The following is a 22,543-nucleotide window of genomic DNA, read 5'->3' on the forward strand; positions in this document are numbered from 1 at the left end:
ACAAGCTAAATGCCGAGATCTCCAGAGGTCGAGAACGCGGGACGGTTTGCCGCCATTCTTCCGAGTAATCTGAATGCCCGCTAACGGTTCAGCCAGTCAGGTAGCTGTCGCAGAGCGCGCCATAAGCCACGTCATGACATTGACGACCGTCTCGTTGTTCTTAGCGGTGCGCGGAATGAGGACATAGAAGTCATTGCCGCTCGCGTCCCAAGCTGTGCCAACTTCGACCAAACGTCCAGCTTCAAGGTCATGTGCTACAAGAAAACGGCTTACCAAGGCTACCCCTTGCCCCGCGATAGCTGAATCGACCGCAAGTGACGTTTGGCTCAGACGAAGGTGACGAGGTGACTGGTCTTGTGTGCCCAGATGCGCAAGGTAGTTTGGCCATTGGTCATGGGTGTCATGGACCTTCGGTTGTTTGGCAAGGGTCTCTGGATCAAGGGGAGTATCACTCTTGTCACCAAACTTCGGTGCGGCGACCGCGATCAGCGATTGTCGGAACAAAAGCGTTACGTCCAGTGACGCGCCAAAGGGCGGCGATCCCTGGCGCACTGCAAGGTCTATCCCGTCGCTGTAGAAGCTGGAAACTCTTTCGGTCGCCATGATCCGCAAATCGATATCCGGGTGTGCTGCGGTGAAGTCCGGTAGATTGGGGATCAGCCATTTCGCGGCAAAGGTCGGAGTGACACTGATGACGACCTTGTTCGGTTCCGGCTTCAATTCCGCCGTTGCGGATCGCAGGTCAGCGAAGATCCCCGCAATCCTGTTGTGATAGCTGCGCCCGGCCGATGTGAATGCAAGGCCCTTTGGAACACGCTCGAACAGGATCACATCAAGATGCGCTTCGAGCTGACGCACGTGCTGTGCCACGGCCCCTTGCGTGACACCCAACTCATCTGCCGCTGCTCGGAAACTGAGACGGCGGCCCGCTGCATCAAAAGCACGCAAACTGTTGAGCGGGGGAAGTTCAGCCATTCTGCAATAATATTTCTGCTGTTATTGGACATCAATTCTCAATTGAAATTTCCAATTTAAGCCACCATACAAGCCTCAAACCAGAAGGGATGCTCGAAATGACAGTAGAAAAGGTACTCTAATCACAGCAGGTGGCAGCGGCATGGGTGCGGATGCAGCCCGCAAACTGGCAGAAGATGGGTTCAAGGTCGGTATCCTGTCGTCGTCCGGCAAGGGTGAGGCACTTGGCGGCGAGCTGGGCGGGTTCGGCGTCACGGGCTCCAACCTTGATGGAGACGCGCTCCGTGCTTTGGTCGAGGGGGCGAAGGATCGTTGGGGCCGTATCGATGTCCTGATAAACTCTGCTGGCCACGGGCCAAAAGGACCGGTTCTCGAAATCAGCGACGACGACTGGCATCAAGGGATGGAAGTCTACCTGATGAACGTGATCCGCCCGACCCGGCTTGTCACACCCACTATGCAGTCGCAGGGCGGCGGGACAATCATCAACATCTCAACCTTTGCGGCATTCGAACCCGATCCTCTTTTTCCAACATCGGGTGTCTTCCGGGCTGGGCTTGCCGCATTCACAAAGCTCTATTCCGACAAATATGCGTCAGAGAATATCCGCATGAACAACGTCCTTCCCGGCTTCATCGACAGCCTGCCCGAAACCGAAGACCGCAAAGCCCGTATTCCCATGGGGCGCTATGGGTCCGCTTCGGAAGTGTCTTCGCTCATTTCGTGGCTCGCCTCGGAAGACGGTGGCTACGTGACAGGACAAAACCTGCGTGTCGACGGAGGGTTAACCCGTGCCGTCTGATACCCTGTCCGTTGCACTGCCGCGCGAACGCCTTGTCTTCGCGGTCAAGTGGGGCGCATCCGCCGTTCAGATCATGGGGTACACCGCGACGGGGTTTGGCTGGACACCCTGGAACATCTACCTGTTTCTTGTGGGTGTCGTGGGGTGGTTCGCGGTCGGCGCGCTATGGAATGATAAGGCGCTTATGCTTGTCCACCTTGTCGCGCTCGCCGCAATGATTGCAGGTATGGCAAGCGGCTGACACACACAGAGCAGCCGTTCGGGCACTGCGCAGCATTCGGAAGGTTTGGGCTTGCTGCCGCCATCGGAGCAATCGCAGCATTGCGTTAAACACTCACGTCTACCTCAATGAGAACGGCCCTGAGCTGACCAAGCGAACCGAGAAACACTTGAAAAGGGCGAGTGTCGATTGGCACGTGGATGAAACCTATATCCGTGCCGGTGGAAGATGGCGATATCTATGGCGAGCCATAGATGCTAACGGGCAGATGGTGGATTTCCGGCTGACGGCACGGCGCGATGCAAAGGCCGCCAAAGCCTTTCTCAACAAGGCGATTGAGCGTGTGCGCCTGCATCGGCCGGTCACGATCTGTACGGACAAGAGCCATGCCTACCGGCGTGTCATCCGCGAGATCAATCATCGATACGACCCGCACTTCGGCAGCATTCGGCATATCGACCGGAAGTGGCGGAATAACCTAGTCGAAAGCGACCACGCCGCTATGAAACGGTTGTTCGGGTACAGGCAGAGCTTTCGATCCTTGAGAACCGCAAAGGCAACCCTGAGCGGCATCGAAACAATCCGGACCATCAAACGCGGTCACATCCATCACAAACCACCAGGCGTCAGAGGTGAGATCGAATTCATCAGCGGCCTGTTCGCCGCCGCGATATAATCAATCGGCAACTCATACGTACGCTAGCCCTCAGCGGATTAACGCAACAGTCCCGTTTGAAGACATGGTGGACAACACCGCGTTGCGCGGCACGATTTCGCGGCGGGCGAGAGGGCTTCTAAACCTCATGCGCTCGAATGTGCGGCAGTGGGGGTCATTGATCCAAAATGCCCGGACAGAGACGAACTTCATTGATGATCTGAACATGATCGATCAACTCGCCGGATCTGATGGCGGCGGGAGATCCTTCACGATCACAGATCTTCGCAAGGATCCAAAGGGGATCAGTGTTTTCCTCTGCTTACCTGACAAGCCAAGCCATCCGGCTATACGGTGGCAGAAAGCCCTTCTAACTCTGATGCTCGACTACATGAGCGAAGAGCAAGGGCTTCCCGAGACCGGGAAGCAGGTGCTCATGGTGCTCGATGAATTCGCATCAATGGGCAAGATGCCGATGATCCTGGATGGGATGGGGTCGATTGCCGGGGCAGGGGTGAAGCTCTTCGTCATCATCACTCAGATCGGCGATCTGATGAAACACTACGGCGATAAAGCCTGGACGAAGATTCCGGCCAACTGCGGCACTCAGCTCTGGTTTGCGGTCCGCGATCTCGAAACCAAAAAATATATCCAGGAAGACTTCGGCGAAGCCCAAGTGGTGCTTTATCAGCACTCGGGAAGCGTCTCCGACACTGAAGGCTCTTCAGAAACGAAAAACGAGGCTATCGGCGAAACTGAAACTGAGAACTTCTCCGAAGGCCATTCCCAAGGAAGAACACAAAGCACATCCGATTCTCGGACTACAGGACATAGCCAGTCGATCTCGATCTCAGATACGGACACCTGGAACCACACCGAAGGGCAGGGGCGCAGCTCAACCCGTGGACAATCGCAGGGGTGTTCATTGTCCGATAGCATCTCGCGTGGCGAGAACTCCGGCACGTCTTCCAACCATCAATTCTCTGTCGGTCGGAACGGGCTGTTTGATCCTCGGGTGCGGTCCACGAATGAAGGGCGAGGGCGTTCAAGCAATCGCGGACGTTCGACCAACCGAAGCCATACCAAGGGACAGAACGGAAGCATTTCACAAAGCGATACTGTGAGCCGGAACTCAAGCGATAGTATCGGCGGATCACGCGGAAAGACTGCACAGGAAGGCACGTCTTCCAGTGAGACCCGCTCCACATCGAGCGGCACGTCTTCGACGCTCTCAAAAACCTATGCGCATGGGCGTTCCCGGCAGAGAACCGACACCATCGCCAAAGGCACCAGCTTAAGCCGATCAGTCACGCGCGGAGTGAGTCAGAGAATCCAAAAACGCCCTTTGATCTCGGTCGCCGAGATAGGTCGTTTTCTAGGTAAGGTGAAAGAGCGCGATCATCCGGCGTATCCAGGCTTTGCCTTGGTTCGGATCGACAACGAAGAGCCAATGCTGGTTCGCAAATGCTACTACGATCAAGACCCCATCTTCGAAGGCTGTTTCAATCCGCACTAAGCCTATGACTACCTGCCGTTTTCGAAGCAAAGGCTCGTCGGGGGGCAATACACCGACCAGCATTTCGTTCCCGTCCGGCTCCCACATATCGTTATGGACGTAGCCGAAAGAATCGATGTCGAGCTTGTACGATCAGTGGATGAATGGTTCGAAGAAGGCGATGCCCTGTTTGCATGGCGTGGCCCATCTTGGGGGATGAATTCTGACAAGATTGAGCGGGCAAAGTCGGAAATCCCTGCGATCCGTCCGGCACATCTGCGCTACACCGATGCACCGTTCCAGGTTGAACCCGTCACCGTGAAAGACCGCTCGGGAAGTCCGATCAAGGAGACGCTGACGGCGACCGCTCCGGCAACCGGGATGGTAGTCGATATTGCCGAACCACCAGCCTATCGTGAAGACGGCGATATTCTCCTGATGCGCCTCGAACGGCCGCTCGGTGATTTCGAGCGCCGCAACTTCGAGCACCAAGTCTTCTCAGAGATCATTCAATATCTCGAAGAACACGGTGCAGCTCAAGCCGACATAGACCGCATGGTGAAGGAGCTGAACGCTCGTTATCGTACGGATTGGGAAGCGGCCTGGAAGGCGAAACGGGCTGACGATGCAGCCAAGGCCAAGGCCGAGCAAGACGAGCGGGAACGCAAAGAGCAGCAAAAGCCGCTGAAGCAGCGAGGCGTGCAACCGAGGAACGGCTGGCTGAACGTGCTGAGTATGTCGAGATTTTCAGAAGAACTAATTTAGCGATCTATGCCCTACCACTGCTCGTGCTCTTCGCGTTTTCATTTCAAGCTTTATTCATTCCGAGCGCTTTTGACATCACTGCGGAGCACGCGTCTCGTCAATTCACAAGCTGGAATCCTTCCAATAACTCGCGCTGCATAGATGAACCACGCATTTTGGAAGAGCATTTTCTTGGGCGGGAAACTTATCGCTGCACTGTCAGAACTGGGTACAGCTACTCACATCCAGGTGGGATTGTAGGACTCTTATTTTGGTCATCGGTAATAACAGCAGTGATCGGTCTAATCGGTCTCTTTGTGATGCACAACGTTGTTTTTGAGCAGGCAAAACGCGGTCGTCATGGTTTTCACGACTCTATAGACGAACTATCGAGATCGGGTATTGATGCTGCGCATTTGTGGCTTAGGGAACGCCCGTACATCGTCCCGGCTGCTGTTGTGGGAGCCATTGTGCTCGTCGCGATCTACAAAATTCGGATCATGGAAATCTACTCGCAGCTTTATTAGCGCGAGTGCTCAAAGTCTCGTCCTTGGTCTCGTCGCTGATCCTGGCCACTGGCTTCGCGATCCGCTTGCGCCTCTCGCATACGCTCAGCCAAACGATCATAGTATTTGTCCGTCATCGGTCTGCGTGACTGTCGATCATCCTGCGCCATGCGCTGTGCATGCGCGCTTCGATCCGCCTGCTCGCCTTCTTTGGGCGGCGGCAGATTGTGCTCCGGGGCATCCTCCGCCACCTGGCGGGAATTCACGCCCTGACGATCCTGCGTGGTGTTCTCGTTCGACGCTGCACGGTCGAAATCAGGCTTCGCTTCTTCACCTGGCCACACTTCGTGTTCGGGTTTCTCCTGAGCTGCTGCTTCCGCTGCTTCGCGAGCGGCGATGCTGGCCGGATGCTCGGCTGTCGGCATCTCCTGCCGATCAAGCTCGGGATGCACCTCTTTCTCCATTCGATCCTTGAGCTGGCCAAAGCGATCAACGAACTCGCCCAGGCTTTCCCGATCGCGATCACCGCCTTGCTGCTGTTCGTCTGGTCGCGCCATCAAATAACCTCTCTAACCCATGTATAGCGCGGGATAGGGGCAGACACCAAACAAACCACGTCATGCGATTTGACCGCTGAAGAACGGACGCGGTATAATAGTTTGTTTTTATTATGAATCTTGTAACGAGTTTTCGGGGTCACGCGAACGGCGTTGCCCTGGTTGAGATGTCACTTCCCCACGATGAACGGTTATTGGGCGGTGATCCAATGCCTGATTGGCGAGACGCGCTCATTCGAGCGGCGGGCGAGCAAAACATCAAAGTCGGGATATGGGACATGTAAAGGGGCTATATGGCCGCTTTCGAAAGCCAAGAACATTGCGAGCGGATCATGGCTGCGATGGACCCCATCTGGCAAGACTGGCTTATGACAAATCTGAAGCTGGCCGCCTGGACACTCTATCAGGACAACCCTCAATCGGGGCGGGAAGCTGTTGATGAGCTAGCCCGCGACTATGGCTCCACCTATGAGCATTTTGCCAGCTTCATCGATGAAGCACGGACGAGACGAAACCGCCGCGCAATGACGGATGAATACTATGCCCGGCTCGGAGAACGGATGCGCAAAGCGCATGCCGAAGGCACAATCAGATTTCTCGACATTCCATAGAGCGGCCCATGACAAATCGCGTAACACTATAACAATAATGTTACCCAAGCCTCAGCAATCGCTCGCACCGCGCCGACTGGGTACGTCCAATCCTTCAGCCAATCTCATGGCAGAAAGCGCTACTGCCGAATTTTGATCGACCGCCAGTGCAGAATATCGGTAACGCTCTACTCCGTTTAGTATCACTGCGACACACTCAGGGTTATCTAAACCACTCTCAGCTTCGACCTGAACTCCTCTTTGTCGAAGCCATTGAAGATCAGCTTCGAGCCAATCGGACCAGCCGATTAGTTCAGAAACGTCACTACCATAGCGAACTACTATAAAGTTCCTTCTGAGGCTCTCCTCGGTATATGTGTTCGCGCTTTCAAGGCCTTGCGCAGGTGTACATCTTTGGGAAGTGGGAAATTGGGCAAGCCATTGCTGCTGTACGCCGTTGTTTATACGTCCGGCAGCCACTTCGTTTAGAATATCACTATATTCAAGTTGCAAATGACCAGACGACAGCCGGATTAGTCGTGCCCAAACTCGTTCCGCTTCTTGTATCCCTTCAACCCGGCTCTCAGTATCTTGAAGATCGCGCAGGGCAGTTGCGTATTCGTCGGTGTTTTCACGCCTTTGGCGCCGCAGGATTTCGAGTATCTCCGTCAAAACCTCCACGCGCTCTTCTTGTACAACCATAAGCATGTCAAATCCGCGCCGACAGCTCGCTGCGTAGACAATGGTCCTTGCTTGATCCATTGCCGACTGGTTGGGAAAACTAGCTCCTTCGACTAGGAAAATCCGTTCGATGACGGACCTATCGAATGGATAGTTTTCCGGCAAACGCACATCTGCTGGCTCGGTAAAGTGCTGCGAAAAGACTACATTGGTTGAAAGAACCAAGATCGCCAAGCCCAACAGAGTCGATACTCTTGCCACTTCATGCCTCCTTTGTCTGGCAATGCCATGTTTCTTCAGTAATTCTAGCGATGCAACTCCAGGGGTTTAGTACACCACGTAACACTATTGATAATAGTGTTACCTAGACCTTAAGACGTAAACCTCTCATAGTTCCGGTGGCTCAATTGTGCCTCGCCAAAAGAAAAGGCCCCCTCAGTATGAGGAGGCCTCATTTAAACGGCATCAAAAAGCTCCTTTAGCAGTTGAGCTACGGCTGTGGCTAGCTTTAGGAGCCACAGCCATACTTCTCGAAGCTTTTGCCGTTTTTCGGCGGTGAACGGCATTTGTTGAACATCTTTCAGCCCTATCCGTTGTCTGTGAGACTCATCATGAGTGCTCTTCATGCGCACAATAATATCCTCAAAATACGTAAGTTCAACACATGCAAAGCACGTGTTATGCGCATATCGCTCTGACGGGCCAAGATCTGGATGGCTTAGGCGCTTGCCATGCGAGAACAGGCTCTGGCTCTTGTTAGTTCTTCGGAAACTCTGGCGCAGGTCCGCGAAGGTTTTCCTTGTGTTCGACACGCAAACGGCGCAAACACGGCACGTTGCAAACACACCTGCTGCGTAAGCGGCTTTATCACTATGGGACCGACAGCAATGGCTAAAGATTCAGGAACGCGCAAAAACATCGTCCTCACGCCCGCCGCGCTTCAGCGCCTTGAGTTCATAAAGAAGGGTGCTGACCTATCCACAGACGCGGAAGCGATCAGGGAAACCCTTAAGATTTTCGAAAAGCTGATGCGAGCTCAACTCGAGGGGGCGCAGGTGCGTATCGAACATCATGACGACCGAGTAGAGACTCTTCACGAACTGTACGAGGCATATGTTGCACCAGATGCAATCAGGTCGCTCGATAGCTTAAAGCAACGCAAGAAGGATGCTATGGCCTCGTTGGCTGCGGCAAGTTGACATTAGTTTTTTCATTTTTAAACTAAAAACCCCGCCATTAAGGCGGGGCTTTCTTGTTGGATGATTGAAGATGAACGAAAAAACTAAGTCGAGCGGGGCCATTTTGCTCGCCGACATGATCCAGTATCCAAACCGAAATCGGTCTGATCACAGCCATACAGATGATCAACCACGCGAGCACGGTTTGAAGGAAGCCAATAAGCGCTTCAATGTGTTCATGTCTGCAGGCTTGCTCAGAGATCGTTACCCAAACTTTATGGAGATAGGTTTCAAGGCCCAGGCCTTTATCGATATTACGCTTTCAAAATCAGCCGAAGAGTCAACCAATATCCAAGACGAGGCCGAGGTCCGGAAGAAACTGAACGCTATTCCCAATGTGATACTCGTTTATACGGTGTTTGGATCAGTCGATGTCAGATGCAAAGTCGTCGGCATTGACCTCAGAGACGTAGAACGAACCACAATGCTTATCCGCGAGATTAAAGGTGTACTGGATACTTCTACTTCCGTGATCATAGATGATACGAACTACAATTTAAGCCGCGAGAAATGGGCAGAGCTGATCAAACATCACTCGCAACAGATTGAGCCGACGCTTCCAACCAAATACGAAGACACGGAAGCTCATCCGGAGGACGATCAGGGTTCGACGTAGATTCATCAACCATAAATTTAACGCTATGGATGATAGTGTTACGTAGGGAGCAGAACTGAAGGGCAGGGGCTGACCAAACCGCCTGCTTTTCCTGGGGATGATACAGCGCCACAGAATTCACAATGTAACACTCTTCATGTATAGTGTTGCATATGAGTGAAATGCGCCTCTATGACAATCAGGGAAACCGCCTCTATCTGAATGCAGACTAGCGTGAGGCATTCCTGGCTGCGGCGCGTCAGAGGCCTGCACGCGACCGCACGATCTGCGAGATTCTGCACTTCACCGGATGCCGTCCGTCTGAGTTGATTGAGATCACACCGGCGCGGGTTGAACTGTCCGGTGGGACACTGGCCATCCGGTCGCTGAAGAAACGAAAGGATAGGGCAGGGGAGGCGAAGGTCGTCTTCAGGACAGTCCCTGTGCCCCCAGACTGCCTGGATACGCTCAACACTGCCCACGGCATCCGTGAGGCCCAGAAGTCACCCAAACGGGCAGGGGAGCCGATCTGGCCTATCACCCGCGTGCATGTCTGGCGGATCGTGAAAGGGGTCATGATCGAGGCGGGCATCCCCGATGCACCGCAGCGCACCGTGAAAGGTCTGCGTCATGGCTACGGTATAAATGCCGTTGTGAAGGGCATTCCGTTGCACATGCTTCAGAAATGGCTTGGGCATGCTCAGCTCAGCACAACGACGATCTACGCCGATGCGGTCGGCAAGGAAGAGCAGGACATTGCGTCCAGGATGTGGGGGTAAGCCGGATGCATCTTACCGGGGTAGAGCCCGAAGACAACGTGAACCGCTTCTATCGGATGGAGATTGGGCGTGGCCTCTTCAGAGAATGGGGTCTTGTACGCGAATGGGGACGGATCGGGCGATCTGGCACCCTGCGAACGGATTGGTTCAGCACTGAGATCGAGGCGAAGGACGCCAGGTACAAGCTGCAGATGCAGAAGGCAAAGCGCGGCTATGAATTTTAGTGCGACAGGGCTTCAGAGCCTCAGGAGTTTTTCACCAAGGCTTTGTAACAGTTAAGCGATTAATCTGTTGTGCACCGTGTGCGCCCAACAGAATCCACTAAAAATGTGGGTGATGTGGTAGCCTAAAGCTGTGCGAGTCGCTGTACCCACATGGTTTCATGCCTCACCGAGAAAGCTACCCTATCGACCTAAATTGATCGCAAACCATATTTTGAGGAGTAATCATGAATTTTTCAGATTGGATGGCCGTGAGCGTAGCCACCGTACTTTTTCTCTTTAATTCGTCTCCAGCACAGGCAATTGGTCAGTGTGTCTCTTATTTCGGAGAGCCAGTCCCAATATTCCAGGATTATAACCTGCCGAACGTTGGATTGGCATCTCGCGACGGTTTCGGGCGCCCATTAATTGTAGTCAATCCTAACGTTCTCAATCAGTTTCCATATTTGGCTCAAAGGTTCTGGTTCTACCATGAGTGCGCCCATCACGCGCTCCCACCACATCTAAACAATGAAACAAATGCTGATTGCTTCGCGGTGCGCAACATGCGTGACGTTGGGGAGCTAAGAAACGCTCAGGCAGTGCGGGACATGTTAGACTCGATCTCTCAGCTCCCCGGAAGTGCTTGGGGACATCTGCCAGGTCCAGCACGGGCCAGGAATATGTTGAACTGTATCCAGTGGTAGCGATTGGAGATTTCTAGTTTCTATTGATTGAATTTTTAATTGGAGAAAAGCTATGAATGACGAAGCGGAAGCCACAGAAAGTAGCGTCGAAAGAGAAATCGCCGCCCCGCCGAAGGACTACGTATCTCGCATTATGAGCGCTATCGCGCTGTGTGTTTCTGTTCTAGCTGGATCGGCTCAAGCTTGGGACGTGTTTGTGCAAGGACCGCGTGAACGTCAGCAATCGGTCGCGCTCAGATTGGACGTGCTGTTCTCCGACTATGGCGACTGTCTTACTGAGCAGAGCGCTGCAGCAATGTCTGGAGACCCGGCTCAGCAGTTCGCGGTTACATCGCGATGCAATCTAGTGCGAACAAATCTGATCAGTGAGCTCCGAGAGGCAGGAGAGGTGGTTATTGATCTTGTCGACATGTCGGACCTCATCCATGGTGCGTGGGCTCTGACTGAGGTGGAAGAATTCGAGCTTTCAAACGCATACTCTGAGCGAGCTATCGAAGAAGCGCCGACAGCGCATGATGAACTTACGGCTCGTGCCGTCAAAGCGCGCAACGACTTCTTTTCAAGCGCCGGTCAAGACCATGCTTCTTATAGATCACTGCTAGATGATCTGGAACAAAGTGACTCGGGCTGGAACTACTCGGTCTTCGCATCTGCGGCAGCAAACTATGTCGGTGCGATGGCTCAGCTTGCACTGTGTGAAGAAGTTTCCGAGGCAGTTCCGGAGATGCAGGGCAGGTTTGATGCGTTGCGAGCAAGTCCCACAGATCGTGCGCAGTTCGCACGAATGCTCATGCACTCCGCTGCAAACGGCGAATGCTCCTAAAAAGGGTATCTATTCGTAGCGAAACTATCTTGGGCACCTCAGTCCGTTCTTTTTGTACTGGTAACATAATACGGATTATAGGTCATGAATATTTATAGCCGCAAAGCTAAAATGCCCCGCATGAGCAACTTATGAAATTCACTCCTCGCGTTCAGAGCAGTATTGAAATCTGGTGACGTAGTCCAACGCGCGTCGTGTTCGGTCTTCTCGGTAATGCGCACTATGGGTGTTTCCCAGTTCGAAAATCATCGCCGGTTCCACGTTGAGCGCAGCAAGTACACCAATCACGTCGCGGTTGTGTGCCCATTCGTAGTTATCGAGTTGGCCGTTTTGGATACTGCTGACAATGGTCTCGGGTAGAGCCGTCAATTGTAGGAGGTCCGTTCGGTCACATAACGTACCAAAGACTGTCCCGTAGATCGTGTTGGCGATCACGCGATCTTCTTCTGCCGCGATCCGGTGCAGCAGATTGGCGAAGGACAATGTGCCCTCTTCCCCGAACATCAGAAGCGTGGTGAGCACACGGACACTCGATTGTTGCTCTATTGGCCTCGCGGCAAAATCGAACAGGGTATCGCGCTAAGAGGCGATGATTGGATCGGGCAGTGCCCTGAACACACCCAAAGCCCCGATTTCATTGTCGCGCGCAGCCTCGATCCGAACCCAGGCGGCCTCGGCGATGTCGTTCAAAATGCCCTCGGGGAGGATTTCGGACGGCGGGATAACTTGGGAAAGATTTGGCGGCACCGGGGAACCCGGATTTCTCAGAACGGCCAAGACGAGTTCCAGATCTCCGTACACCTGACCGTCCACCTCATCTGAAAAGGCTGACGCATAGTCGATGAGTGCCTGCTGGAGCGCGGTGTTGTTAGGATCATCGGCCAAATGTACGGCGTTCAAAAGCGCTGAATGCCGGGAAAACCCCTGCCCATCGCTATAAACAAATTCCATTGTCTGGCTGTCGACCCCCGCGATCACTCCGAGGATGGTTTCATCCGATAGCGCCTCCAGGTTGGCGCCATAAGGCACTCGGCGGGTCATATAAGCACGCTCAACGCGCTCGAACATACCGACCGGCACTCGGATCCGAAAAGGGGGGTAAGGCACCTCTAACAGTGTGCCGCCGCCACTGGCATGTGCCAGTTCCAACGCACCTGCATTCACCGAATAGACGCGAACCGCTCGGCCGTGAAAGGTATCGTCTGTCACGGTGATGCGGTGAAGGATTGCTGTAGCGGCGTCCAGGGTTCCGGGCTCTTCGAATATGCAGCGCCCGCTCAACGCAAGCGTTTGCACGTAGACAGCGAAATCCTGATCGTCCTCCGTCATCCTGGAGGTAATTGAACGTGACAGGCGCGGTGTTGGACAGTTTGTTCGCTCTCCGAGCCGCCAGACCACAACAGGCGTTGTCGCAAGATGCTCGGGCGAGAGGTCTTCAGGCGGACTAGCAAAAAGAAGGACCTGATCCACGGTCTCAGAAACAAGCAACTTTTGGCACATCAGATCGCAGTCCGTCCGCGATGCCGTTAAGGCCAGGCGGCTGATATCGACCCTGTCGGTCGATGCACTCTCCCCTAGCGCAAAAGCTTCATCTGCCATGGCCCGACGTTCCGCATTAAGGGCATTGGCGTGAAAATAGAGCCACCCACACACAACGAGCAGCGGCGATAGGATGGCGATAGCGCCGGGTAGGCGAGGCAAAAAAGCATTCAAAAGATATGCAGCACCCCAGATAACGATCAGATATGGGGCGGCGGAAAAGATAATGTCGAGGAGTATCGCAAGCGGAGCACCAATCAGTGAGAGGTAAAAGAGGATGCGTAGGTCAGGAAAAGCTATGTAGATCGCGCTGATCGCAATCGGAATCCCAAACAGCCATCCAAAAACGATAATGAGCGTCCGGTTTGTATCATGTGGAGCGCGACCCTCGCCCCGAGTTGGCCTGCGCAAAGGGCGTCGGCTCGGTGTACCGGAGCCATTCCAAGGGTTCTGTGGCACGTCGCGAGCCTCAACGCTTTACTTTCGGCACTTGCGTTGGATCAGTAGCATAGCAATTTGGCAAAACTTTGATCGCAACAGAAGGGACTGTTGCGTTAATCCGCTGAGGGCTAGCGTACGTATGAGTTGCCGATTGATTATATCGCGGCGGCGAACAGGCCGCTGATGAATTCGATCTCACCTCTGACGCCTGGTGGTTTGTGATGGATGTGACCGCGTTTGATGGTCCGGATTGTTTCGATGCCGCTCAGGGTTGCCTTTGCGGTTCTCAAGGATCGAAAGCTCTGCCTGTACCCGAACAACCGTTTCATAGCGGCGTGGTCGCTTTCGACTAGGTTATTCCGCCACTTCCGGTCGATATGCCGAATGCTGTCGAAGTGCGGGTCGTATCGATGATTGATCTCGCGGATGACACGCCGGTAGGCATGGCTCTTGTCCGTACAGATCGTGACCGGCCGATGCAGGCGCACACGCTCAATCGCCTTGTTGAGAAAGGCTTTGGCGGCCTTTGCATCGCGCCGTGCCGTCAGCCGGAAATCCACCATCTGCCCGTTAGCATCTATGGCTCGCCATAGATATCGCCATCTTCCACCGGCACGGATATAGGTTTCATCCACGTGCCAATCGACACTCGCCCTTTGCAAGTGTTTCTCGGTTCGCTTGGTCAGCTCAGGGCCGAATTTCTGAACCCAGCGATACACAGTTGAGCGATCAACAATGATGCCGCGCTCGGCCAAGAGATCCACAACATCCTGGTAAGACAGCGGATAGCGCAGGTACCAACGCACCGCGCAAAGGATGACGTCACGCGGGAAACGGTGATGTTTGAACGGCGATCTACGTAGCATCCGCGACCTCAAAGCGCCGAGATTGATCCGCGGAGCCTATTAATGCAACAGTCCCTCCCTGGGACATCAATGCTGCTTGAACGGATCGCGCCTCGCCATGGAGACCTCCTACATCCCTAGCCCGACACTCTCCCGTTCAAACGTCCTGATGCAACAGAGCCCGCGCGACACGCGGGCCTCGACACCGGACGCGTTAGAGCCCTGTCGTTATGCGCTGTCCACTTTGCCTATCAAAGATCGACGCGCGGGCTGGGTCGAAGGATAAGGGGATCACGCGTTCGGTTGGGACAAAGCGCCCAGGCATACGCGCCAGAACATCCGTGCCGCCCCAAGTGAACGTCAGGTAGGTGTCAGAGCCTGTATCCTCCATCAGATCCGGAACGGCCTCCACATGCGCGCCTTCCGGTGCGGCGTGAAAATGCTCTGGGCGCACACCAAGATAGACATTCCGGGGCAGGTGGCTGTGCGCGGTTGTGATACGGCTGTCACCCACCTTCACATGGCCCCCCTCGAAAAGGGCCGGGACCAGGTTCATCGGTGGGGAGCCCATGAAATCAGCGACAAAGGTGTTGGCGGGCGTGTCGTAAATCTCGCCAGGCGTCCCGATCTGTTGAATGTGGCCGTCTTTCAGCACGACAATACGGCTGGCCAGGGTCATCGCCTCGACCTGATCGTGGGTGACATAGACGATGCTGGCACCGGTGCGCATATGCAGCCGCTTGATCTCGGCACGCATCTCGACACGCAGCTTGGCGTCCAGATTGCTCAGCGGTTCATCGAACAGGAACAGTTTCGGATCGCGCACCAACGCCCGTCCCATCGCCACGCGCTGACGCTGGCCGCCGGACAATTGGCTCGGCTTGCGATCCAGCAGATGATCGATTTGTAGCAATTCGGCGACCGACCGGATCTTGGCCTCCATATCCGGCTTGGGGACCTTACGGATTTTCATGCCAAAGCCGATATTCTCGCCCACGCTCATGGTCGGGTAGAGCGCATAGGATTGGAACACCATGGCGATGTCGCGATCCCGGGGCGGAGCCTGGGTGACGTCGATCCCGGCGATGCGCAACGTGCCGCCTGTGATCTCTTCCAGGCCCGCAATGCAGTTCAGCAAGGTGGACTTGCCGCAGCCCGACGGGCCCACCAGCACCAGGAATTCACCCTCTGCCATATCGACATTGATATCGTGCAGAACGTCAACCGCCCCGTAGGATTTCTTGAGGCTCTGCGCGGATAAGGTCAGGTTTTCTGCGTGCTCAACGGCCATCGGATCTCTCTGGTTGCGGGGCGGGGCCACTTGACCCCCGGATGATAAGCTCGGCCTTCAGACATACCTGAAGGTCTTTGGCAGGGACCCCGTTCAGGTGGTCGATCAGCATATTGGCAAGCGGGTCACACGCCTCTCGCAAAGGGGCGCGGGTCACCGTCAAGGCCGGCTCGAAATTGATCGCGCGTGTCAAAGGCAGCGCGTCGTCATGGGCAATGATCGACACATCGCCGGGCACCGAAAGCCCCCGGTCGCGCACGGCCCGCATGGCACCAGACGCGATTAGGGTCGAGGCGCACACAAATCCCGTGGGCGGCGTCGGCCCGGCCAGAAGATCAAGCGCATGGGTATAGCCGTGGCTTTCAAAGCTTGCATCGTTGCGGATCAGATCCGCGGCCAATCCGTGCTCCGCCATCGCGGCCCTGAAGCCATCCAACCGATCGCTGGCATAGGCGCCCTTGAGCTCTCCGTTGATCAACGCGATCCGGCGGTGGCCAAGCTGCGCCAGCATCTTCACCGCATCGGCAGAGACCGCATGATTATCGATCCCAAAGGTGGGATAGTCGGGATCGGCCCGGTCCTGCCCGTGCAACACGAAGGGAATGCCACGCTCTGCCAGGAAAGCCACGCGCGGGTCGTTGCGCACCGGGGCGTTCAGAATGAACCCGTCGAGCATGTCGCGTTCCAGCAGCCTTTTATAAGGCGTGACCGGATCCCCATCTTGATCGACGGCCAGCACCAAGTCGGTATCGCGCGCGGCCAGCGCCGCGGTCAGCCCGGTGAGCATTTCGAAGAAGGTCTGATCCGCGCTCATGTCCGGCTTGATTTTCACGATCATGCCAACCATCCCGGACCGCCCCGTGACCAGGCGCTGCGCCACGCGATTGGGACGATAGCCCAACTTATCGGCCACCTCACGCACCTTCTTGCGTGTCGCTTCGCTCACTTCCGGGAAGCCGTTCAGCGCACGGCTCACCGTCGCGGCCGACAGTCCAAGCTCTTCCCCAATTTCTTTGAGCGTTGCCAATGCCAAGTTTCCAAATCGTTTTCATGTTTATCGCGCTATAGCCGTCATATTTTCAGATTTCTTGTTATTTTGCAAATCTAAAACGTTTTGAAGAATTATATGGGGCCTGTTATCGTTGCACCGAATCGAAGGGAATTCTTCATGTCCGACTGGTGGCGCAATGCCGTGATCTATCAGGTCTATCCAAGGTCGTTTCAGGACGACAACGCCGATGGCGTGGGGGACTTGCAGGGCATAACGCGGCGGCTGCCGCATATCGCCTCGCTCGGCGTGGATTGCATCTGGCTCAGCCCGGTTTTCACCTCTCCCCAGAAAGATATGGGTTACGACGTGGCGGATTATTGCGACGTCGATCCTTTGTTCGGCACGCTGGCCGATTTCGATGCACTGATTGCGGCCGCGCATGATCTGGGCCTGAAGGTCATTACCGATCAGGTGCTGTCACATACGTCGGATCGCCATGAATGGTTCCACGAAAGCCGCACTAGCCGCGATAACCCGAAGGCCGATTGGTATGTCTGGGCCGATCCCCTGCCCGATGGCAGCCCGCCCACGAATTGGCACAGCCATTTCGGCGGTCCGGCCTGGGAATTCGACCCCGGTCGCGGGCAGTATTACCTGCACAATTTCCTGGCCGCGCAACCTGATCTGAACTTCCACAATCGCGATGTGCAGGACGCGATCCTCGACACTTGTCGTTTCTGGATGGATCGCGGGTTGGACGGGTTCCGCCTCGATACGGTGAACTACTACGTCCACGACCAACAGCTCCGCTCCAACCCGCCCGCGCAGGTGGCGCCTCAGGTCATGGCCACCGACCTCTACGGGATGCAGGACAACATCTATAATAAGAACCGTCCCGAAAACCTGGATTTCCTGGAACGGCTGCGGGCGCTGACCGATGAATATGCCGACATCATGATGGTCGGTGAAGTGGGTGAGATGGGCGCGCGGTCGATCCGCATCATGGGCGAATACACCCAAGGCCACGACCGTCTGCACATGGCCTACAGCTTCGCCATGCTCAGCCCCGAGTTCAGCGCCGATCATTTCCGCAGCTGTATCGAAGGGTTCCAGCAGGGCGCGGCAGAGGGGCATCCAAAATGGTCCTTCTCCAACCACGATGTCAAACGCCATATCAGCCGCTGGTCGGATCACGCCACAACTCAGGGCGACATGGCGCGGCTGGCCTGCGCGATGCTGATGTCATTCGAGGGCGCCATCGGCATCTATCAGGGCGAAGAGCTTGGCCAGACCGAGACCGAACTAGCATATGAAGAACTCACCGACCCGCCCGCGCTCCGCTTCTGGCCCGGGATCAAGGGGCGTGACGGATGCCGGACCCCCATGGTGTGGGAGGCTGAGGCGCCCCATGCGGGCTTTTCCACCGTCAAGCCATGGCTGCCCGTGAAAGCGCCCCAAGCCGCGCGTGCCGTCGATCTGCAAGACACTGCGAATGACAGCATCCTGCATTTCTACCGCACCGCCATTGCGTTCCGCAAAACCAACCCGGCTTTGCAATCGGGCCGCACATCCTTCCTGACCGCGCCCGAGCCCCTGCTCGCGTTCCGGCGCGAGGCCGCCGACCAGACCCTGACCTGCGCGTTCAACTTGTCGACCGAGCCGCTGACCATGACCCTGTCAGAGGCGGCCAACCTGACCGGCCCGCGCCACGCGACCCTTCAGGATCAGACCCTCACGCTGCCCGGCAACGGGTTCGCTTATCTCAGCCATGACGGGGCGCTGTCCCTATCGGCCTGACACCAATCTCTGGGAGGAGAGACCATGAGAACACCAACAACTCTCACCGCCACAGCCCTGGTGCTGACCACCGCCATCCCCGCCGCCGCTTTCGAAGAGGACAGCCTGACGATCTGGACCGGCAACAACCGCGACCGCGATCAACTGCTCGCCGCCACCGCCGCCTTCACTGAAGACCTCGGCATCGCGGTGATCGTCGAAGTCGTCGATCCCGACCTGCCGCAAAACTATCAGCAAGCCGCCGCCACCGGCGATGGCCCCGATATCGTCATGTGGGCCCATGATCGCTTCGGCGAATGGGCGAACGGCGGCCTGATCCAGCCCGTCTCTCCCGCCGCCGCCTGGATCGAGGGCGTCCTACCCTCCGCGATGGAGGCGGTGCAATTCGACGGCAACACCTGGGGCTATCCCGTCTCGGTTGAGGCCGTGACCCTGGTCTACAATGCCGATATGATCGACACGCCCCCGGCCTCGTTCGAGGATATCATCGCGTCCGGCGAGGCGAATATTCTTTGGGATTACAACAATACCTACTTCACCATGCCCATGCTGATGGCGGGCGGCGGCTACGCCTTTCAGCGGGTCGATGGAAGCTATGATGGCACCACCACCGGCGTGAACACCGACGGCGCGATTGCCGGGGCCGAAACCCTCGCCGCTTTGTTCGAGAACGACATCATGCCCGAAGGCGTCGATTACGGCGTGATGGACAGCGCCATGGCCGCCGGTGACGTCGCCATGGTGTTGAATGGACCGTGGAGCTGGGGCGGCTATGCCGATGCCGGCATCAACGTTGCCGTGGCCCCGATCCCAACCGTCGACGGAAACACCGCGCCACCCTTCCTGGGCGTGCAGACCCTTGGCGTGAACGCGGCTACGCCCAATGCCGATCTCGCCGTGGAACTGATCGAGAACTACCTGCTGACCGATGAAGGCCTGGCAACCTGGAACGCCAACGGGGCCCTTGGCGCGCTGGCCGATATTTCCGCCGCCGAGGCGCAGGGCGATCCACTGGTCTCCGGCATGCTGGCCGTTGCCGCCGATGGCGTGCCGATGCCGTCCAACCCCGAAATGGGTGCCTTCTGGGCCGCGATGGCGCCTGCGCTGACCAATATCACCTCCGGCACCTCCGCACCCGCCGAGGCCCTGAACGACGCCGCCGCGCGTATTCTCGGCGAATAAGACGGACCGGGGCGGCCCCGCGCTGCCCCAAACCGCCCGTGACCAATCTCACCGACACACCAGCCCCCGAGGCCTCAAGCCTGCCGCGCATCCTGTTGGTGGCGGTGGTCTTCGCCGTCCTGTGCGCCGTGGCCTTCTATCTCTACCAGATCGCGCAACCGCTCTTCGGGGCCATCATCCTGGCGCTGGCCACGGGCTTCGCGGTTATCTTCGGGGCCAGTCGCTTCTACGGCGCGCGGTTCATCTTTCCGGGCATCGCGGCGGTGCTGATCTTCATCGCCTTCCCGGTGATCTATACGATCTATATCGGCTTCACGAATTACAGCAGCTTCAACCTACTCACCTATGAGCGCGCGGTTGAGGTCCTGACCTCTCGCGGCTCCGTGGACCCAGCAACCGAAGAGCCGTTTGCGATCTATCCCGTCGATGACCCCGAGCGCGGGCCGGGATTTTATCGGATCCATCTGCCTGAAAGCGGGATCCTAAGCGCGCTGACCCGGCTCGACGGCACCGCAGAAAGCGTACCGGCGGGGCCAGGGACGCCAGTCGGCGAGCCCCTCTCGCGTCGCGATGCGCTGGCCCTGCGTGACGGGTTGGGGGCGGTCGCACTCTCACTCGCGGACGGAACCGAGCGGCGCAATGCGGGCCTGCGCACCTTCGCGACCGTCACACCCGACTTCACCCGCACCGGCCCTGACGAGTTGACCCGGTTCGACGGCGCCGTGCTGACAGCCGATCATTCCACGGGCTTCTTCGTGGACGAGGCCGGGGACCGCGTGCCGCCCGGCTGGCGCGTGCCCATCGGCTGGGGCAATTTTGAGCGGATCTTCCAGTCCGAAGGCATCCGCGGCCCGATGGTCAGAATCTTCATCTGGACCTTCGTTTTCGCCTTCGCGTCGGTCGTGCTGACCTTCGCGGTGGGTCTGACACTGGCCGTGATCCTGCAATGGCCACATCTGCGGTTCAAAGCGGTCTACCGGATCCTGCTGATCCTACCCTATGCCGTCCCGGCGTTCATCTCGATCCTCGTCTTCCGGGGCCTCTTCAATCAGAATTTCGGCGAGATCAATTTGATCCTAGAGGCCATCTTTGGCATTCGTCCAAATTGGTTCACCGACGGCAATCTGGCCCGCACCATGGTGCTGATCGTGAACACTTGGCTCGGCTATCCCTACATGATGCTGCTGGCGATGGGCTTCCTGCAAAGCGTGCCGGAAGATCACAAGAAAGCCGCAGCGCTTGAAGGCGCCTCCTCCGTCCGCGTGTTCTTCACGATCACCCTGCCGCAGATCATCCCGCCCTTCCTGCCGCTGCTGATCGCGAGCTTCGCGTTCAACTTCAACAACCTCGTTCTGATCTTCCTGTTGACCCGTGGCCTGCCCGATATTCCCGGCACCGTCATTCCGGCGGGTGAGACCGATATCCTGGCCTCCTTCACCTACCGTCTGGCCTTCGACAATGCCGGGCAGCAATTCGGCCTGGCGGGCGCGATCACGCTGCTGATCTTCCTCGTCGTCGCGGTGATTTCCTACGCCAATTTTGTCGCCATGCGCCGGGCGGCCGAAAAGCGATCCGGGAGGGCCTGATCATGATGATGCGTGTAGTTACGGAAAAATTACGGATTCACTACAGGTTCATTATGGCCATTTTTGCCCGGGTCGGGGGTGCGAAATGATTGTTGAACGCCCTCGCGACCTGCTGATCAAAAAGGTCCTCGCCCACGGGTTCCTGCTGATCTTTCTGTGTCTGATCCTGTTCCCGTTTGTCGTGGTCTTGTCGATTTCCTTCCGCGAAGGCAACTTCGCTGTCGGCAACATCATCCCCGAAAATCCGACGTTGGAACATTGGGTTCTGGCCTTCGGGTTCGACTATACCCGCACCGATGGCACGGTGATCGAACCGCCCTACCCGGTGCTGCGCTGGATGTGGAATTCGATCAAGATCGGGTTGATTGCAAGCACGGGTGTCTTGGCGGTTGCGACGATTTCTGCTTATGCTTTCAGTCGGATACGCATTCGTGGCAAGGGCGCGATGCTGGATGGTCTGTTCCTGATCCAGATGTTCCCGACCACGCTCGCGCTGGTTGCGATCTACGCGATTTTCGACACGTTGGGCGAGGTCTCTCCATCCTTGGGCCTCGACAGCCATCTGGCGCTGATCCTGATCTACATGGCCGGCGTGACGCTCCATATCTGGACGATCAAGGGCTATTTCGACAGCGTCGATACCGCTTTGGACAAAGCCGCAGCCATCGACGGCGCAACGCCGTGGCAAACGTTCCGCTTCATATTTCTGCCCTTGGCCGTCCCGATCATGTCAGTAGTCTTCGTCCTGGCCTTCATCAGCTTCATCAACGACTACCCCATTGCCTCCGTCCTGATCCGCTCCGAGGACCAGATGACACTCGCCGTTGGTAGCCGTCTATACCTCAATGAATTCCGATACCTGTGGGGGGACTTCGCCGCCGCTGCCATCCTTTCGGGCCTGCCGATCACAGTCGTTTTTCTCATCGCGCAACGCTACCTGGTCTCCGGTCTCAGCGATGGCGCGGTAAAAGGCTGAGAAAAGCCTGTTTGCCACATGCCACGCTTTGGAACCGATATGACCACCGTCGCGCAGGACCAGTTCGGCGCTGCACGCCTCAGGCATAAGCAAAAGGCATATATCCCAGGCAACAGATACAAGGTCTGACTCCAGATCAACCTGATGCTTTCCGTCGAACTCCACACAAAAGAACCAAGGGATCGATGGCGGTCACGCAGCGCTTGCATCCGCGTCGATCTGCGGCAGCGCCCGGTGCAGGGCCTGGACGGAGACCGGGCGTTCGACCGCGCGGCGCCAGGACAGGTATATCTCGCCTGCGGGACCCGGATTGTCGCCGGGCTGCAGA

At 56.6% G+C, this 22,543-nt stretch carries 23 protein-coding genes and 1 pseudogene; 15 read left to right on the forward strand and 9 right to left on the reverse strand.

Going from position 1 to position 22,543, the window contains the following annotated elements:
• Positions 1-96: 96 nt before the first annotated feature.
• Positions 97-975: a LysR substrate-binding domain-containing protein gene (locus V8J82_RS23165; RefSeq protein WP_339979368.1), complete on the reverse strand. Its 879-nt coding sequence runs from the start codon at positions 973-975 to the stop codon at positions 97-99.
• A gap of 142 nt (positions 976-1,117) precedes the next feature.
• On the opposite strand from V8J82_RS23165, the gene V8J82_RS23170 reads away from it, so the two are divergent.
• The 5 genes and pseudogenes from V8J82_RS23170 to V8J82_RS23190 all read left to right on the forward strand — a co-directional run bounded on the left by V8J82_RS23170 (position 1,118) and on the right by V8J82_RS23190 (position 4,912).
• Positions 1,118-1,777, forward strand: coding sequence for an SDR family oxidoreductase (locus V8J82_RS23170; RefSeq protein WP_339979370.1), 660 nt, complete (start codon positions 1,118-1,120; stop codon positions 1,775-1,777).
• Entirely contained in the window at positions 1,767-2,018 is a 252-nt protein-coding gene (locus tag V8J82_RS23175) for a DUF6552 family protein (RefSeq protein ID WP_339979372.1), read from the forward strand. The genes V8J82_RS23170 and V8J82_RS23175 overlap by 11 nt, the downstream gene beginning before the upstream one ends.
• Before the next feature lie 112 nt (positions 2,019-2,130).
• Positions 2,131-2,673, forward strand: a pseudogene (locus tag V8J82_RS23180) (IS6 family transposase); the annotation flags it as partial.
• Positions 2,630-4,168 (forward strand): type IV secretory system conjugative DNA transfer family protein, encoded by a 1,539-nt coding sequence (locus V8J82_RS23185; RefSeq protein ID WP_339979378.1) that lies wholly within the window; start codon positions 2,630-2,632, stop codon positions 4,166-4,168. The pseudogene V8J82_RS23180 and the gene V8J82_RS23185, both read left to right, overlap by 44 nt.
• 93 nt (positions 4,169-4,261) lie before the next feature.
• Entirely contained in the window at positions 4,262-4,912 is a 651-nt protein-coding gene (locus tag V8J82_RS23190; RefSeq protein WP_339979380.1) for a hypothetical protein, read from the forward strand.
• A gap of 502 nt (positions 4,913-5,414) precedes the next feature.
• Here V8J82_RS23190 and V8J82_RS23195 read toward each other — a convergent pair.
• The gene (locus tag V8J82_RS23195; RefSeq protein WP_339979383.1) at positions 5,415-5,954 is read right to left on the reverse strand and encodes a hypothetical protein; all 540 of its coding nucleotides are present in this window, start codon (positions 5,952-5,954) and stop codon (positions 5,415-5,417) included.
• A gap of 293 nt (positions 5,955-6,247) precedes the next feature.
• On the opposite strand from V8J82_RS23195, the gene V8J82_RS23200 reads away from it, so the two are divergent.
• A complete protein-coding gene (locus V8J82_RS23200; protein ID WP_339979386.1) occupies positions 6,248-6,565 on the forward strand; it encodes a hypothetical protein in 318 nt (105 codons plus the stop codon).
• Positions 6,566-6,616: 51 nt separating this feature from the next.
• On the opposite strand, the gene V8J82_RS23205 is transcribed toward V8J82_RS23200, so the two are convergent.
• Positions 6,617-7,459, reverse strand: a complete 843-nt coding sequence (locus V8J82_RS23205; protein WP_339979389.1) for a hypothetical protein — start codon at positions 7,457-7,459, stop codon at positions 6,617-6,619.
• Positions 7,460-8,112: 653 nt separating this feature from the next.
• Between V8J82_RS23205 and V8J82_RS23210 the strand changes: the two genes are divergently transcribed.
• The 5 genes from V8J82_RS23210 to V8J82_RS23230 all read left to right on the forward strand — a co-directional run bounded on the left by V8J82_RS23210 (position 8,113) and on the right by V8J82_RS23230 (position 11,567).
• Positions 8,113-8,424, forward strand: coding sequence for a hypothetical protein (locus V8J82_RS23210; protein ID WP_339979392.1), 312 nt, complete (start codon positions 8,113-8,115; stop codon positions 8,422-8,424).
• Between the two features lie 70 nt (positions 8,425-8,494).
• The gene (locus tag V8J82_RS23215; protein WP_339979394.1) at positions 8,495-9,079 is read left to right on the forward strand and encodes an Lrp/AsnC family transcriptional regulator; all 585 of its coding nucleotides are present in this window, start codon (positions 8,495-8,497) and stop codon (positions 9,077-9,079) included.
• 224 nt (positions 9,080-9,303) lie between these two features.
• Positions 9,304-9,837: a tyrosine-type recombinase/integrase gene (locus tag V8J82_RS23220; RefSeq protein ID WP_339979426.1), complete on the forward strand. Its 534-nt coding sequence runs from the start codon at positions 9,304-9,306 to the stop codon at positions 9,835-9,837.
• 5 nt (positions 9,838-9,842) lie between these two features.
• Positions 9,843-10,061: a WGR domain-containing protein gene (locus V8J82_RS23225; RefSeq protein WP_339979396.1), complete on the forward strand. Its 219-nt coding sequence runs from the start codon at positions 9,843-9,845 to the stop codon at positions 10,059-10,061.
• A gap of 735 nt (positions 10,062-10,796) precedes the next feature.
• Positions 10,797-11,567 carry a hypothetical protein gene (locus tag V8J82_RS23230; RefSeq protein WP_339979399.1) on the forward strand — a complete coding sequence of 257 codons (771 nt, stop codon included), beginning with the start codon at positions 10,797-10,799 and terminating at the stop codon, positions 11,565-11,567.
• Between the two features lie 138 nt (positions 11,568-11,705).
• Here V8J82_RS23230 and V8J82_RS23235 read toward each other — a convergent pair whose 3' ends face one another.
• The 5 genes from V8J82_RS23235 to V8J82_RS23255 form a co-directional block, all read right to left on the reverse strand.
• Positions 11,706-12,089 (reverse strand): hypothetical protein, encoded by a 384-nt coding sequence (locus V8J82_RS23235; RefSeq protein ID WP_339979401.1) that lies wholly within the window; start codon positions 12,087-12,089, stop codon positions 11,706-11,708.
• 57 nt (positions 12,090-12,146) lie between these two features.
• Positions 12,147-13,565, reverse strand: coding sequence for a hypothetical protein (locus V8J82_RS23240; RefSeq protein ID WP_339979403.1), 1,419 nt, complete (start codon positions 13,563-13,565; stop codon positions 12,147-12,149).
• 137 nt (positions 13,566-13,702) lie between these two features.
• Positions 13,703-14,413 (reverse strand): IS6 family transposase, encoded by a 711-nt coding sequence (locus tag V8J82_RS23245; protein ID WP_339979405.1) that lies wholly within the window; start codon positions 14,411-14,413, stop codon positions 13,703-13,705.
• 193 nt (positions 14,414-14,606) lie between these two features.
• A complete protein-coding gene (locus V8J82_RS23250; RefSeq protein WP_339979407.1) occupies positions 14,607-15,683 on the reverse strand; it encodes an ABC transporter ATP-binding protein in 1,077 nt (358 codons plus the stop codon).
• Positions 15,673-16,710 carry a LacI family DNA-binding transcriptional regulator gene (locus tag V8J82_RS23255; RefSeq protein ID WP_339979409.1) on the reverse strand — a complete coding sequence of 346 codons (1,038 nt, stop codon included), beginning with the start codon at positions 16,708-16,710 and terminating at the stop codon, positions 15,673-15,675. The genes V8J82_RS23250 and V8J82_RS23255 overlap by 11 nt, the downstream gene beginning before the upstream one ends.
• 141 nt (positions 16,711-16,851) lie before the next feature.
• Between V8J82_RS23255 and V8J82_RS23260 the strand changes: the two genes are divergently transcribed.
• From V8J82_RS23260 to malG, 4 genes are all read left to right on the forward strand, one after another.
• Positions 16,852-18,471, forward strand: coding sequence for an alpha-glucosidase (locus V8J82_RS23260; protein ID WP_339979411.1), 1,620 nt, complete (start codon positions 16,852-16,854; stop codon positions 18,469-18,471).
• A gap of 24 nt (positions 18,472-18,495) precedes the next feature.
• Positions 18,496-19,653 carry a maltose/maltodextrin ABC transporter substrate-binding protein MalE gene (gene malE / locus V8J82_RS23265; protein WP_339979413.1) on the forward strand — a complete coding sequence of 386 codons (1,158 nt, stop codon included), beginning with the start codon at positions 18,496-18,498 and terminating at the stop codon, positions 19,651-19,653.
• 38 nt (positions 19,654-19,691) lie between these two features.
• The gene (gene malF, locus V8J82_RS23270; RefSeq protein ID WP_339979418.1) at positions 19,692-21,239 is read left to right on the forward strand and encodes a maltose ABC transporter permease MalF; all 1,548 of its coding nucleotides are present in this window, start codon (positions 19,692-19,694) and stop codon (positions 21,237-21,239) included.
• Between the two features lie 85 nt (positions 21,240-21,324).
• Positions 21,325-22,215 carry a maltose ABC transporter permease MalG gene (gene malG, locus V8J82_RS23275; protein WP_339979421.1) on the forward strand — a complete coding sequence of 297 codons (891 nt, stop codon included), beginning with the start codon at positions 21,325-21,327 and terminating at the stop codon, positions 22,213-22,215.
• A gap of 192 nt (positions 22,216-22,407) precedes the next feature.
• Here the strand turns inward: malG and V8J82_RS23760 are convergent, their stop codons facing one another.
• Complete coding sequence (locus tag V8J82_RS23760; protein ID WP_439650096.1) at positions 22,408-22,542, reverse strand: DUF1403 family protein; 135 nt, start codon at positions 22,540-22,542, stop codon at positions 22,408-22,410.
• Position 22,543: the final 1 nt, after the last annotated feature.

It is taken from the genome of Gymnodinialimonas mytili (assembly GCF_037544085.1).
In the GTDB taxonomy this organism is placed as follows: domain Bacteria; phylum Pseudomonadota; class Alphaproteobacteria; order Rhodobacterales; family Rhodobacteraceae; genus Gymnodinialimonas; species Gymnodinialimonas mytili.